Source organism: Arthrobacter sp. D1-17, assembly GCF_054130535.1.
This window is the reverse complement of record NZ_CP096382.1, coordinates 1843051-1855317: the sequence shown is the minus strand read 5'-3', so window position 1 is coordinate 1855317 and position 12267 is coordinate 1843051. Positions and strand designations below refer to the sequence as shown.

The window sequence follows — 12267 nt, the reverse complement described above, 5'->3', positions numbered from 1 at the left end:
CCCCACTAGAAGAGAGCCGCAACCGGCTCGATGAGTTCGGGCGAATTGTTGCGTACGTTCCCCACAGCCTGGCCCACGGAATCCACCCGCCAGCCGGCCGCGACCTCCTTCACGCCCGAGCGCACGAGATCCACGAGGCCCGCAGCATCATCCACCTGCGGGTCCAGCCAGGCGGACATCGTGTCCCGGCCCATCGGCAGCGGCACCCGGTCATGCAGCGCGGTAAGCTCTGCGAAGATCGTGCCCTCAGCACCTGCCGGCGGGGAGTCCGCCGTCATGATGGACATCGAAAGCATCCACTGGCCGGGTTCCCCCGGCGGTACGGACGGGTCCTTCCACCACTCGTAGAGTCCGGCAAACGCCATGACGGACCCGTCCCGCGGGTGGACGTAGTAGGGCTGCTTGTTACGACCGTCACCCTGCTTCCATTCGTAATAGCCGTCGGCCGGCACAGCGCAGCGGCGCGACTGCACCGCCTTCCGGAACGCGGGTTTCTCCAGCACGGTCTCACTCCGGGCGTTGATCATCTTCGCCCCGCCCCGGAGGTCTTTTGCCCACGAAGGGACAAGACCCCAGCGGGCGACGTGCAGCTGGCGGACCGGGGCCGCGTCGGTCAGCCTTTCGAGGACGATCGGGGCATCGTCAGTCGGAGCGATGTTCCACGAAGGCGGTATTTGGACGTCGTTCTCGAGTTCAGCGTCAAATTCCGCCAGCAGGTCCCCGACAGCCCTGGCCATCACGTAGCGTCCACACATGGCTCCAGCATGCCATCGCAACACAGGCGGGGGAATACCGGCACACGCGTTACGGTTGACTGGAACGGAACCGACTTGTACGAACCTACTCCTGAGGAGCTCACGTGGACTTCACCCCCGAAGACGGCACCATCACCATGTTTTCCACCACCTGGTGCGGCTACTGCAACCGACTCAAGAAGCAGCTGGATGCCCAGGGAATCGGCTATACCGAAATCAACATCGAAGAAGTAGAGGGCACCGCCGACCTCGTCGAGCAGATCAACGGCGGCAACCGCACGGTTCCCACCGTCCTCTTCCCGGACGGGACGGCAGCAACGAACCCTTCGGCAGCCGAGGTCAAGAGCCGCCTTGCCGCGTAGGCGCGCACCAACCGCTTAGCGCAGACATGTAGCCGCCGCCTTCTCCAAGGCGGTGGCTACATGTTTAAGCGTCGCTGATTCGATCGACCACTGCTGCCAGTACAGCGGAACGTCCACATGCAGTTTGTTGTCGAGGACGGCGAGGGTGCCCGCGTCGAGAAGCGGCCGGGACTGAAGGTCGGGCAGCATGCCCCAGCCCAGCCCGAGTTCGATCGCCCGCATGAAATCCGAGGATGCCGGAACGTAGTGCCGTGGCGGATACTTCGCTGCTGGCTCCAGCCGGCCCTCGAGGTAGCGGTCCTGGAGCGCATCCTTGCGGTCAAAAACCACCACCGGCACCTGGGACAATGCTTCATCGCCAAACCCTGACGGCATCCACTGCTCCACGAAGGTGCGGCTGGCCACGGCGCGGTAGCGCATGACGCCCAGCGGCCGGACCGTGCAGCCCTGGACAGGCACAGAGTCCGAGGTGATCGCCGCCATCGCCGTGCCGTCCCTGAGCCGGTCGATGGAGTGGTCCTGGTCATCGATGGTGATCTCAAAGCTCGCGCGTTCCACTCCCGCCAAAGCCGGCAGCACCCAGGTGGCGAGGGAGTCCGCGTTGATGACGAGCGGTATGCGCGGACGGGCGCCTGCCCCTTCCAGCCCCAGCTCATTCATCGCCTCGCTCTCCAGCAGTGCCACCTGGCGGGCCAGACGGACCACCACGCTTCCCGACGTCGTAGGGCGGACTGGCTTCGTCCGCAGCAGCAGGACGCGCCCGGTCTGCTGCTCCAGCGCCTTAATCCTCTGGCTGACGGCGGAGGACGTGATGTGCAGTGCTGCGGCTGCACGGTCGAAGGTCCCGTGGTCCAGCACTGCCACCAATGTCCTAAGCTGCTCGGTGGTCGCGTCCATCCTGAAGTTTCCTTAATGTAGATAAGGAAGTTTAGCTGTACTGCTGATTTTCCGCCGCCTAAAGTCAGTCGGGTGGAAACTACTGGAACCCTTGGCGCCCTGGTCACCGGCTTTGGCGCAGGCCTTTCTCTTATCATCGCCATCGGCGCACAAAACGCCTTCGTCCTGCGCCAGGGGCTGCGGCGTGAGCACATGCTGCCCATCGTGGCAGTGTGCATCGCCAGTGATGCGCTCCTGATCGCAGCAGGCGTGGCGGGGGTGGGCGCGCTCATCGAGTCAGCGCCGCTGGCGCTGACTGCTGTGCGCTGGGCCGGCGCCGCTTTCCTGCTCGCGTACGCGCTTTTTGCGGCCCGCCGGGCGCTGAAGCCCGGTTCCCTGACGGCGGCGGCCGCTTCCGCATCCGGCACCCTGGCCGCTGCAGTGGGAACCGCCGTCGCACTGACCTGGCTGAACCCGCACGTCTATCTGGACACCGTGGTACTGCTGGGTTCGCTCGCGGCCGACCACGGCGATGATGGCCGATGGCCGTTTGCCTGGGGAGCGATAGCCGGCAGTACGGTCTGGTTCAGCCTGCTCGGATTCGGCGCCAGGTTCCTCGCCCCGGTCTTTGCGCGGCCCGGAGCCTGGCGGATTCTCGACGGCGCCATCGCCGTCCTGATGACAGTGTTGGCCGCTTTCCTTCTGGTTCCCTGAGCGGAAAAGCTGAGCGGAATCCGGCCCCCTTACTGCTGCCGTCCTATAATTCTCCTCCTGCTAATCGTCCTCCGCGCGGTGTGCTGTATCGACCGAATTCCCCGAGGGGATCTGCCGCTTGAGCAGCTCTACCTCGCCTCTCAGCAGGTCGACGGCGGCCCGATAGTCTTCGAATTCTGCCCGCCGGCGCCTGGCCGCGGCATAACTGACGGCGAGGGCGATAATGGCCAGCGGGAACGACACCAGCAGGGACCAGCCGGCAGCGGCAAAAAAGTCCAGCGCCACTGGAAGGGCCTGCTTGAACGCCAGGAAGTCATTCACTCCGCCGACCACTCCGTTCATGGCAGCGTCGAGGGGGCCCAAAAACTGGCCCACCACCGGTGCCCCGGAGAACGACGGCGCGCTCAGCCGTGACTCTCCACTTGGGGACCAGCGGGCATCACCAACGTGATTCAGGACGTAGACGCCGGCGCCTGCATTGAGGGCGGCAAAGAGCAGAACGGCACCCAGGGCAGTCAAGTGAAACCTGCGCGGACGCCAAACGGCCGCCACCAGCGCGAAGGCAATGGCTGCAACCCACGGAAGGATGCGAAGCCCATCGCTGCTGATGCCGGCCAATGCGTCCAATGGATCCCCACCTTGTCGTTGCAGTCGCTGTTTCTTCCGGTCAGCACTGACCCCCGGACGTTACCGGCGCAGGCTGCTGAAGTCCGCGTCCGAAAGCGACGCATATTTCCCGTACGTGCTGATGACCGCGTCCTCAACGGCCTGCACGTCCACCTGCGGCACGAGATCGTTCCCCGCGCCGGCGGTGGCCGGATCCCAGTCAAGCCCGAGCGCAGCATAACTGGCCGTGAGGACGTTGCGGATGGGTGCCGAATTTTCCACGACGATGACCGAGCTGAACAGCCAGCCCCCGGATACGACGCGTTGGGCTGTCCCTACCAGTTTGATGCGGTGAGCGGGGTCCTGCGGGTCCATACCGTGGACGCTGAACTCGCCCGGGCAGTACTCCCCCGGGATCTCGCCGACGGCGGCCGGAACGCCGATGCTGCGCAGCGCTTCTGCCAGCATGTCCCCGAAGAACGCAAACCTGCCCTTGGCGCCCGCGATGGCGTCAGCTTGGGGCTCCACGTGGTCCACAATCAGCGTTCCCTCGTGATAGGCGGCGGCCCGCCCCCCGGCCTTGCGCACGAGCGGCTCGAAGCCAAGTTCCCTGCATGCCTGGGCAGCGCTTTCGAACCCGGGCAAGTGTGCGTCGCGCTGGCCGAAGGCAACGGTGGCTGCCGGGCGGTACAGCCGCAGGGTCGGTCCGATCTGCCCGGTCTTGGCCAATCCCAGCAGCTCAATCCCGAAGTCCAGGTCCGGTGCCGCGCCCAATGAAGTGTGCTGGCGGACAACCGTCAGGGTCCGGGCTCCGGTCGCGGCCTGCTGCATCTCGCTAAGCTCCCTCAAGGTCATGGTGCGTTTCCGGCCGCGGCAGGCCAACAGCCGAATCTGCCGCGCTCATCTCCGGCGCCCAATCTAGGGTACGCCGTCGCTGTCCTTTCCCCTTGCATCCTGCGCTTTGGCCAGGCCGACGATACCGGTCCGGTGGCGGCGCTCCTGCGGGCGGGATCAGCTCCTCCGCAGAGTCAGGATCTGTTCCGCGCGGCCAAACGGCCCGTCAAGGTCGTGGAGCACAGTCGAAGTGAGTCCGATCCCGTCCGCGCCGAACGACACGGCGTTGTCCAGCCCCAGCCATTCGCCCACCGGCCGCCGGTACATGTGGATCTGCAGGTCCAGATTGGGGAAGGCGTAGCTGCCCTTGCCCGGCGGAACCCGCGCGGCGATGCCGTTCGCCGTGTCCACCAATCCAATCAGACGGGCCATGTCCGTGCTGTCCGCCGCGTCCGTGAGCGGGTGGTCGGTGCGCATCCAGACCTTCCCGGCCCCCGGCCGGTGCCCTTCCGCCACCCGCATCTCCAAGGAGCCGATGTACCCGCCGGGCCACACGCTTGCAGCGTCGTAGGGCTTGCAGTCTTGCGGCGACGGAATGGGGACGTCCTCGACGGCGGCAACGGCGGAGGTGTCACTCGTGATCATCCGCCAGGCCGTCGCGCGGATGATGGCCCGCCCTGCGGACACCAGCTCCGCCTGCAGGAGTTCAATGGTCCGGCCCGGCCGGAGCGTGGTGGTCGTGATGTTGAATTCGCCGCCGGGAATCAGGCCCAGGATTTCGTAGCTGAGGCGCGCCATGCGCATGTCGGGGCGGGGCTCATGCCGTTCCAACCGGTCTGCGAGCAGCCCTGACGCGGGCGCCATGTGCTGTTCGTGCTCGTTCCACGCACCCTGGGCATGGATGGTGGAGCGGAAGCGGCCCCGGCCCAGGTCCTGGTAATAGAAATCGCCTTCGGCGAGTTCGGGCAGAGCAGCAGTCAACGTTGACCCCTTCGACGCAGTAACTGAGTGCAATCACCCTATCGCCACCTGAACCGGGTCCTGCTCCGGGGTCCTGAACGGCGGCCGCACTCATACGGCTTCATTCCGCCGCGCCTCATTCCGCCGCGCCTCATTCCGCCGCGCCTCATTCCTCGATGGCCACCCCGTGCCAGAAGGCAACATGTTTCCGAATTTGCTCCGCGCGGGGTTTGGGCTCGGCGTAGTACCAGGCCGCATCCTGGTTCCGCTGGCCATTGACCACGAGGGTGTAATAGCTCGCTTCCCCTTTCCAGCCGCAGGTCGTGTGGTGGGCGCTGTCCTCCAGGTAATCCGGATTGACGGAGGACTTGGGAAAGTAGTGGTTCCCCTCCACCTTCACCGTTGTATCGCTTTCCGCAATAACGGCACCGTTCCAGACTGCCTTGACCATCACATTGCTCCTCGAGGCTCCTCCCGGCGGCTCCAGCCGTGCCGGATCACTATGACTCAAACGCCGGAGACAGCCCGATGATTCCGACTCGGCGTGCAGGTCCGGCGCACCTTCGTGTGCCGCGCCGGAGTCGGGCTTAATGTGCCGATCTCCATATGATGTTGCCGATAGACTCGGAGACAGGTCCTTCTAACAGCCCTCGGAAGAGGTGTTCCACTGATGCGAGTAATTAGCTACAACCTCCGCAAGCACAAGGCGAGCGGAGAACTGGTCAACCTGGCCCGCAATTTCGGCATTGATGCACTATGCCTGCAGGAATGTGATTCCACGGACCTGCCGGACACCCTCGGGCCCCTGCACCTGGCCGACTTCACCAAGGGCAATCGGCTCGGCCTGGCAATCTATTACCGCACCGAGCGGTTCACCGCGCTGGAAACCAAGGCCTTCGCGCTGAAGAAGTCCATGCACGACCGCGTCATGGCCCCGGCCCACGAACGCCTGATCGGCACGCGCGTGGTGGATAACGAAACCGACCACGAGCTGGTTATCGGCTCCTTTCATGCCGCGCCACTGACCGCCTCGAATGCCCTGCGGCGCAAACAGATCCATGCCGCGCACGCGGAGCTGCTGAGCATGGGCAGCGGGCTCATGACGCTGATGGTCGGAGACTTCAATTACCCGTTCTTCACCAAGAGCTTGCACGCCCACATGCGGGATTCCGGCTATGCCCTCTCGCTCAGCGACCGCAGAACATACACGCGGTACAAGGTATTCAAAGGGCACTTCGACTTCGCCACGTCCCTGGGACTCGACATCGAAAGCGTTGAGACGCTGCCCCGCGGCAAGTCGGATCACCTGCCGATCCTGGTCACTGCCGAGTACGGTCAGGACCGCTCACCGATCAAGGGCCAGCCCGTTTCCTAAACCAGCTACGTGGTATGGCGCTCGACGGTGAAATCGCCGCCGGGATACAGGATGGTCTCGTGGCCGTCGTCGAAGCGGACGTGGTACGGCGGGGTTCCGTTCGGGCCGCGGACTTCCAGGATTTCGCCGTGCCGGTCCGAGGATTCTACGGTCCGGCCCCGAATGATGATGCGGTCTCCCTGGGCTGCCTCCATGGCAATCACCTCCCAGCCCTAGGGTACGATTTTCGACCCCTCTGCGGAACAGGCTGCGGGCCGGAGAATTCCCTCGGCCCGGTCAGGCCTGACCTCTGGCGTGCAGGATGCAGAACGGTGTCCACGGCCGTGCTTCAAGCCGACCCTCCGCAATCTGCTGCCCGCATACGGCACACGAGCCGTAGGTGCCTGCTGCGATCCGCTCCAGCGCTGCTTCGATGTGGGCCAGGCCAGAGCTGCTCTGGTCTAGCAGGGCCGAAGCCTGCGAAAGTTCGAAAGCGATGGTGGCTCCCTCCGGGTCGTGTTCATCGTCCACGTTGGAGTTTTGCCGGGCAGCGTTGGCCGAGACGATGTCTGCCCGGAGCGCGGGCAGGAGCGCGATTTTCCGTTCGCGTTCCTCCTCCAAGAGGAGCCGGAACCGCTCACAATCCATCATGCAGGGCCCACCCGTTCGTGGTCGAGCAGCTTGGCGCTGAGCGCCGGCAAGGATGCGGCGAAGGCAGGATGGAGGTTGAGGCCCGGAACGTCTTCAAACGGAATCCACTTCAGTTCAATACTTTCGGGATCGGCTATTTCCGGTTCGAAGGGTTCGATCACGCGGGCTGCCACCGTTGTATAGGACCAGTAGCCGACGTCGAATACCGAGGTGAATAAAACCCGGATGTTCTGTTCCGGAACGGCAGCTTCCTCAAAGGCTTCGCGGAGTGCTCCGGTAACTGCGTCCTCGCCTTGGTGCAGTGCTCCGCCCGGCAGCCCCCATGTCCCGCCATGGTCGCTCCAAACGGCGCGGTGCTGCAGCAGGATGCCCTTCTCCCAGTCATGGGCAAGGAGGCCAGCGGAGCCGAAGCGGCCCCAAAACCGGCCACGCTCCCCCTCCACCCAGGCGTCGCCCGGGTCACGCGGGCCGAGTGGACGACGGGGATCTCCCGGCTGGGCAGGCACGATGTTTTCCATCGTCCCAGTCTGCCCCATGCGAAGATGCTTTGATGAGCCTGCGGTTGCTTCTTGTTTCCGACACCCATGTTCCCAAGCGCGCACGCGCGCTGCCTGACGAGGTGTGGGCCGCCGTCGACGAAGCAGATGTGGTGTTCCATGCAGGTGACTGGGTCACTGCCGAACTGTTGGATGAGTTCGAGCGGCGGAGCCGATGCCTGATCGGGGTCTACGGGAACAACGACGGCGACGACCTGCGCCAGCGGTTGCCGGAAACCGCCACCGTTTTGCTCGAAGGGGTGCGCTTCAGCATGATCCATGAAACAGGCGCCGCCAAAGGACGGGAAGAGCGCTGCGAGTCGCTCTTCCCGGAATCAGATGTGGTCGTCTTCGGCCACTCCCACATTCCCTGGGATACGACGTCGGCAGGCGGGTTGCGGTTGCTGAACCCCGGCTCCCCGACGGACCGCCGCCGGCAGCCTGCCTGCACCTACATGACCGCGACCGTCGGAAACGGGCACCTGCTTGACGTGAAGCTCGTGGAGGTTGGCAGGGCTTCCCGCTAAGGGCAGTCGCGTATTAAGTGCAGCCGCGAGGGGTCAGTCGCGCTTGAATGCATCCTTGACTTTTTCGCCGGCCTGCTTGAGATCAGCCTTGGCCTGGTCCGTCTTGCCTTCGCTTTCCAGGGCGTCGTCGTCCCTCGCCCTGCCAACGCCTTCCTTGGCCTTGCCGCCAAGTTTTTCAGCTGCGTTATCGATCTTGTCGTCCAGACCCATGACCCTGTCCTTCCGTCCGCGCAGCCGCTGGCTGCGGTCTGGCTCGTGCTTTCAGTGTAGGACCGCCGGTCATGGGAATGAAGGACACGGCCTTTCCGTGCAGAACCACGCGACGACCCGGAAAACCTTGGGACGACCCCCAGCCAGGGGGGTGCCGCGAAACCACCAGTTCGGGCCTGTGGCCCGGGCTTTTCCCAAGACCCAGCCGGGAGAGTGGGCATGTCCTTCAGAACAAGGGAGCCGCGACCCGTTGATAAAGGACTGCCGGGTCCGGTGCTTTCCCCAGCGGAGCACCGGACCCGGCAATACGTCATCCGGAATGCCCCTGGTCTGCGGCAGCGAGTTGGGAAGCCACTTGTTCCGCGGGCGGCGCCTGTTAGCTGTGAAGCCGTTGGGCCCTGAGCAGTTCGTCCGTTGCCGGGTCCGGTTCTCCGTCGAAGAACCGGCTGAGCACCTGCTTGAAGGCGGTCTCCCCTGGGGCTGCGCGCAGGAACAGTGTCATGGAGGAATGCAGCTTCCGTGCATCGACGCTGCCGAATATCTCCTCCGCTGTCGAGTCCTTGAGCGTGCCAATGGCGTCCGCGCATTCGAGCAGCCGCGGACCGAGCACAGGATGCTGCAGGTATGCCGTTGCCTCATCCAGGGACCGGATTGCGTATTTCTTGGAGGTGGCACTCTGCCCCAGTCCTGAGAGCTGGGGAAAGATGAACCACATCCAATGGCTTTGCTTGCGCCCGTTCTGCAGCTCGGCGAGCGCCTGGTCATAAATGCCGCCGTTGTCCTGGGCAGCGACGAAGCGCTCCAGGTGGAAAGGATCGTCCACAGCAGCTCCTACGTTGACGCGTCGCGCTCGATCTCTTCAGCCAGCTCGTCCACGTCCTCGGGGCGCATGTCGATGCCGGCTCCTTCCAGGCGTTCTTCAAGGATGTGGCTGACGTCGTCGTCGATAACATGCCCGAGCCGGATGTCATCGCGGACCTCCTCCGCAATCTCCTCCACGCTCTCCGCCCCGGAATCCGCCTGCGCGCCCTGGCCAGTGCCGCCGTCGGGCGCCGCTCCCGGATCACCACCGGTGCCTGCCTGGTGCTCGTCGTCAAAATACTCTTCGCCGGTAACTGCAGAATCTGTCATAACTCATCGTGGCCGCGCCGCATAGCGGTGGTCAATCCCCCGGGCTGCACGATCAGGCACCTTTCCCGCCGTGAGGATCCGTTCATGACACGGAAACGAGCTTCTTTAGAGCCGTTCTCACCGTCCTGACAGCTCAGGACGCAGTTTTTCCGTAACGCGACAGGAAAAGCTTCCGCCGCAGGAGGAACGGCGAGCGCGGGCGTTAACCTGGCGGAAACATACCGGTCATGCCGGCTTTACGCAGGGCCCGATTCTGAAACTTTGACGTAACTTTGCCAGCCATGGCCCGAAACAAACCTCCGCCACCATCGATGAGGGGAAGCGCCGGGCATCAAACGAGCCCGCAGGCAAACTTGATGCGAAGGGAAACGCTGGTGGAACTCACTGCGGGAGACGTCTGGGTAATGGTGTCGGGGGCACTCGTTCTGCTCATGACCCCGGCCTTGGGCCTTTTTTACGGCGGCATGACACGCGCCAAGGCAGCGCTGAACATGATCATGATGAGTTTCGTCTCGGCGGGCATCGTCGCCGTTGTCTGGGTGCTGTGGGGGTACTCGATGAGCGGCGGCGACGGCATCATGGGTGTCTTTGGAAATCCCTTCGCCAGCTTCGGTCTGTCCAACCTGGGAGGAACCGAACTCATCAAGGCCGGTTTCAGCGGCACCTTCGCCATGCTGACTGTTGCCCTGATCAGCGGGGCCATCGCCGACAGAGCGAAGTTCACCGCCTGGGTTGCTTTCGTCCCGTTGTGGATCACGGCCGTGTACTGCCCTCTCGCCTTCATGGTGTGGGGCGGAGGCATCATGAGCCAGGACGGAGCAGTCACCGCAGCGTTCGGGCAGGTCATCGACTTCGCCGGCGGCATGGTCGTCGAAATCAGCTCCGGCAGTGCGGCCCTGGTCCTGGCGCTCATCGTCGGCAAGCGCCACGGGTTCGCCAAGGATCCGGGCCATCGCCCGCACAACGTGCCGTTCATCATGCTGGGCGCCGGCCTCCTCTGGTTCGGCTGGTTCGGGTTCAACGCCGGCGCGGCCACCACAGCCGAGCAGGCAGGGCTGATCTGGGTTAACACTCTCGTTGCCCCTGCCGCTGCCGTGCTCAGCTGGCTCCTCACCGAAAAGGTCCGCCACGGCCACCCGACATCCCTGGGCGCAGCGTCCGGCGCCGTTGCCGGCCTGGTCGCCATCACCCCCTCCTGCGCGAACATCAGCCCGCTCGCCGCAGTCGGACTGGGCCTGGTCACCGGATTCGCCTGCGCCCTGTTCGTGGAACTGAAGTTCATGTTCGGTTTCGACGACTCGCTGGACGTCGTCGGCGTGCACCTTGGTGCCGGGCTCGTTGGAACGCTTGCCCTCGGTTTCATTGCCCTGCCGGCCGACGGCGTGGGCGGAGGATTGCTCTATGGCGGCGGCTTCCAGCAGCTCATCGCCCAGACGGTTGGTGTCCTCATCACCCTGGCGCTCTCCGTCGTCATGACTGCCGTCATCGGCATCGCAATCAACAGGACCATCGGCTTCCGCGTCAGCCACGAGGACGAGGTGAGGGGTGTCGACCTCTCTGAGCACGCCGAAACCGCCTACGAGTTCGGCGCCCTCGGCCACAGCCAGTTCAACCCGCTTCGGCAGCACCTTTATGCGGCAGAGCCTGTCCCGTCAGCACCCGTCCCGTCCACTGCCGCCCCCGCAGCTGGCATTGAGGAAACAGCCCCCACGCCGGTCGGAACTCTCGCCGCCGAGGACGAACTCGAAAAGGTCGGCGCCTAAGCGCCTAATCCCCGGCGGAGCTTTCCACGCCTGAAACGCCTGGCGGGACCTGCAGCTCGGGCCGGTTCTTAGCCATGGCGTCCCTTGGCCATGGCGTCCAGGACGAGCGCGACAGCCTCCCGGACTGCTCCGCCGTCGGATCCCTCGGGTTCCGGACTGGCAGGCTCGGCAAGAGCAATCCTCGCACGGGCCGAGAACCTGTCCCTGTCACCGCCGCCGCGGCGGAGGGCCTGCAGCGGTGCCAGGAGGGCGGCACGGCGCAGCCACACGTCCGGTTCCCGCACCCAGCGGTCCAGCACCGCGTCCGCGCGTGCCCGGCTTTGCTGGTCGAGCGCCTCCATCAGGGGACCGACGACGTCGACGGCGAGCGGATCCACCAGATCGCGTAACTGGGCCGTCCTGACAAACCCCTCAATGCGGGTCAGGTCCGAGTTCAGCAGGACTCCAGCCTTGGACTGCAGCAGGACCACGGCAGCGAGCCGGCGTTCGAACACCGGAACGTCCCACAGCTCGGAGCTGAGTGCTGTGACCTCATCGTGCGTCAGTCCCGGGTGCCGGCGCAGGGCGTCCCTTACTGTTCCCCGTACCGCGCCGACCGACGAGCCATAGTACTGAAGATGGCGGTTCGGTGAGTGGGCAACTGCGGCGTCGCCCGTCCCTTGGCCGCCTGCATGCCGCAGGCGCAGCTCGTCAGCCCGGTACCAGGCCCCTTCCCGCTGCAGCGCAACGTCGATGAACTCACCGGCCTCACTCACCCTCTTATTCTTCACGCCGAACATCCGGCCCGCCTAATTCCGCCGCTGCCTGAAGCAGGGCTGTAATGGGCAGTCCACAGTGCTGTCTGCAGGGCCTATACTCTTTGCACCGGCCCGTTCTCCGGGCCCTTCCACTGCGCATCAGCAGCGACCGATAATGAAAGGCCCAGGTCGCCATGGTCAAGATTCCCTTCCTCCACTTCCACCATGAGCGCCCGGATTCGCCCAGGCAG

Annotated in this window: 18 protein-coding genes; 5 read left to right on the top strand and 13 right to left on the bottom strand. The window is 64.7% G+C overall.

The window, feature by feature from the left end; genetic code table 11:
• Positions 1-5 precede the first annotated feature (5 nt).
• Positions 6-737, bottom strand: coding sequence for an SOS response-associated peptidase (locus M1E01_RS08770; protein ID WP_457974913.1), 732 nt, complete (start codon positions 735-737; stop codon positions 6-8).
• Positions 738-859: 122 nt separating this feature from the next.
• Between M1E01_RS08770 and M1E01_RS08765 the strand changes: the two genes are divergently transcribed.
• Entirely contained in the window at positions 860-1117 is a 258-nt protein-coding gene (locus M1E01_RS08765) for a mycoredoxin (protein ID WP_457974644.1), read from the top strand.
• A 15-nt stretch (positions 1118-1132) separates the two neighbouring features.
• Here M1E01_RS08765 and M1E01_RS08760 read toward each other — a convergent pair whose 3' ends face one another.
• Positions 1133-2014 (bottom strand): LysR family transcriptional regulator ArgP, encoded by an 882-nt coding sequence (locus M1E01_RS08760; protein ID WP_457974643.1) that lies wholly within the window; start codon positions 2012-2014, stop codon positions 1133-1135.
• A gap of 72 nt (positions 2015-2086) precedes the next feature.
• Here M1E01_RS08760 and M1E01_RS08755 point away from each other — a divergent pair, with 72 nt between their 5' ends.
• Entirely contained in the window at positions 2087-2707 is a 621-nt protein-coding gene (locus tag M1E01_RS08755; protein WP_457974642.1) for a LysE/ArgO family amino acid transporter, read from the top strand.
• 60 nt (positions 2708-2767) lie between these two features.
• Here the strand turns inward: M1E01_RS08755 and M1E01_RS08750 are convergent, their stop codons facing one another.
• From M1E01_RS08750 to M1E01_RS08735, 4 genes are all read right to left on the bottom strand, one after another.
• Positions 2768-3334, bottom strand: a complete 567-nt coding sequence (locus M1E01_RS08750; protein WP_457974641.1) for a hypothetical protein — start codon at positions 3332-3334, stop codon at positions 2768-2770.
• Positions 3335-3394: 60 nt separating this feature from the next.
• Positions 3395-4144 (bottom strand): lipoate--protein ligase family protein, encoded by a 750-nt coding sequence (locus M1E01_RS08745; protein WP_457974912.1) that lies wholly within the window; start codon positions 4142-4144, stop codon positions 3395-3397.
• A gap of 180 nt (positions 4145-4324) precedes the next feature.
• Positions 4325-5128: a thioesterase family protein gene (locus M1E01_RS08740; protein ID WP_457974640.1), complete on the bottom strand. Its 804-nt coding sequence runs from the start codon at positions 5126-5128 to the stop codon at positions 4325-4327.
• Positions 5129-5273: 145 nt separating this feature from the next.
• The gene (locus M1E01_RS08735; protein WP_457974639.1) at positions 5274-5558 is read right to left on the bottom strand and encodes a DUF427 domain-containing protein; all 285 of its coding nucleotides are present in this window, start codon (positions 5556-5558) and stop codon (positions 5274-5276) included.
• 219 nt (positions 5559-5777) lie between these two features.
• Here M1E01_RS08735 and M1E01_RS08730 point away from each other — a divergent pair, with 219 nt between their 5' ends.
• Positions 5778-6482: an endonuclease/exonuclease/phosphatase family protein gene (locus M1E01_RS08730; RefSeq protein ID WP_457974638.1), complete on the top strand. Its 705-nt coding sequence runs from the start codon at positions 5778-5780 to the stop codon at positions 6480-6482.
• Between the two features lie 5 nt (positions 6483-6487).
• On the opposite strand, the gene M1E01_RS08725 is transcribed toward M1E01_RS08730, so the two are convergent.
• The 3 genes from M1E01_RS08725 to M1E01_RS08715 all read right to left on the bottom strand — a co-directional run bounded on the left by M1E01_RS08725 (position 6488) and on the right by M1E01_RS08715 (position 7630).
• The gene (locus tag M1E01_RS08725; protein WP_400480020.1) at positions 6488-6676 is read right to left on the bottom strand and encodes a DUF1918 domain-containing protein; all 189 of its coding nucleotides are present in this window, start codon (positions 6674-6676) and stop codon (positions 6488-6490) included.
• Between the two features lie 82 nt (positions 6677-6758).
• The gene (locus tag M1E01_RS08720) at positions 6759-7112 is read right to left on the bottom strand and encodes a TraR/DksA family transcriptional regulator (protein WP_457974637.1); all 354 of its coding nucleotides are present in this window, start codon (positions 7110-7112) and stop codon (positions 6759-6761) included.
• Complete coding sequence (locus M1E01_RS08715) at positions 7109-7630, bottom strand: NUDIX domain-containing protein (protein ID WP_457974636.1); 522 nt, start codon at positions 7628-7630, stop codon at positions 7109-7111. Before M1E01_RS08715 ends, M1E01_RS08720 begins: the two co-directional genes overlap by 4 nt.
• Positions 7631-7662: 32 nt before the next feature.
• Between M1E01_RS08715 and M1E01_RS08710 the strand changes: the two genes are divergently transcribed.
• Positions 7663-8175: a metallophosphoesterase family protein gene (locus M1E01_RS08710; RefSeq protein WP_457974635.1), complete on the top strand. Its 513-nt coding sequence runs from the start codon at positions 7663-7665 to the stop codon at positions 8173-8175.
• 33 nt (positions 8176-8208) lie between these two features.
• On the opposite strand, the gene M1E01_RS08705 is transcribed toward M1E01_RS08710, so the two are convergent.
• The 3 genes from M1E01_RS08705 to M1E01_RS08695 form a co-directional block, all read right to left on the bottom strand.
• Entirely contained in the window at positions 8209-8385 is a 177-nt protein-coding gene (locus M1E01_RS08705) for a CsbD family protein (RefSeq protein ID WP_457974634.1), read from the bottom strand.
• A 376-nt stretch (positions 8386-8761) separates the two neighbouring features.
• Positions 8762-9208 carry a DUF1810 domain-containing protein gene (locus M1E01_RS08700; protein ID WP_457974633.1) on the bottom strand — a complete coding sequence of 149 codons (447 nt, stop codon included), beginning with the start codon at positions 9206-9208 and terminating at the stop codon, positions 8762-8764.
• A gap of 8 nt (positions 9209-9216) precedes the next feature.
• Entirely contained in the window at positions 9217-9516 is a 300-nt protein-coding gene (locus tag M1E01_RS08695) for a hypothetical protein (RefSeq protein WP_457974632.1), read from the bottom strand.
• A gap of 356 nt (positions 9517-9872) precedes the next feature.
• On the opposite strand from M1E01_RS08695, the gene M1E01_RS08690 reads away from it, so the two are divergent.
• Positions 9873-11279, top strand: coding sequence for an ammonium transporter (locus M1E01_RS08690; RefSeq protein WP_457974631.1), 1407 nt, complete (start codon positions 9873-9875; stop codon positions 11277-11279).
• Between the two features lie 68 nt (positions 11280-11347).
• Here the strand turns inward: M1E01_RS08690 and M1E01_RS08685 are convergent, their stop codons facing one another.
• On the bottom strand, positions 11348-12034 hold the full coding sequence (locus M1E01_RS08685) for a DNA alkylation repair protein (protein WP_457974630.1): 687 nt from the start codon (positions 12032-12034) through the stop codon (positions 11348-11350).
• Between the last annotated feature and the right edge of the window lie 233 nt (positions 12035-12267).

Coding starts and splice junctions, on each gene's coding strand:
- M1E01_RS08770 (WP_457974913.1), bottom strand. CDS start 737: ATGGCCAGGGCTGTCGGGGACCTGCTGGCGGAATTTGACGCTGAACTC.
- M1E01_RS08760 (WP_457974643.1), bottom strand. CDS start 2,014: ATGGACGCGACCACCGAGCAGCTTAGGACATTGGTGGCAGTGCTGGAC.
- M1E01_RS08745 (WP_457974912.1), bottom strand. CDS start 4,144: ATGCAGCAGGCCGCGACCGGAGCCCGGACCCTGACGGTTGTCCGCCAG.
- M1E01_RS08735 (WP_457974639.1), bottom strand. CDS start 5,558: ATGGTCAAGGCAGTCTGGAACGGTGCCGTTATTGCGGAAAGCGATACA.
- M1E01_RS08730 (WP_457974638.1), top strand. CDS start 5,778: ATGCGAGTAATTAGCTACAACCTCCGCAAGCACAAGGCGAGCGGAGAA.
- M1E01_RS08725 (WP_400480020.1), bottom strand. CDS start 6,676: ATGGAGGCAGCCCAGGGAGACCGCATCATCATTCGGGGCCGGACCGTA.
- M1E01_RS08720 (WP_457974637.1), bottom strand. CDS start 7,112: ATGATGGATTGTGAGCGGTTCCGGCTCCTCTTGGAGGAGGAACGCGAA.
- M1E01_RS08715 (WP_457974636.1), bottom strand. CDS start 7,630: ATGGAAAACATCGTGCCTGCCCAGCCGGGAGATCCCCGTCGTCCACTC.
- M1E01_RS08710 (WP_457974635.1), top strand. CDS start 7,663: ATGAGCCTGCGGTTGCTTCTTGTTTCCGACACCCATGTTCCCAAGCGC.
- M1E01_RS08705 (WP_457974634.1), bottom strand. CDS start 8,385: ATGGGTCTGGACGACAAGATCGATAACGCAGCTGAAAAACTTGGCGGC.
- M1E01_RS08695 (WP_457974632.1), bottom strand. CDS start 9,516: ATGACAGATTCTGCAGTTACCGGCGAAGAGTATTTTGACGACGAGCAC.
- M1E01_RS08690 (WP_457974631.1), top strand. CDS start 9,873: ATGCGAAGGGAAACGCTGGTGGAACTCACTGCGGGAGACGTCTGGGTA.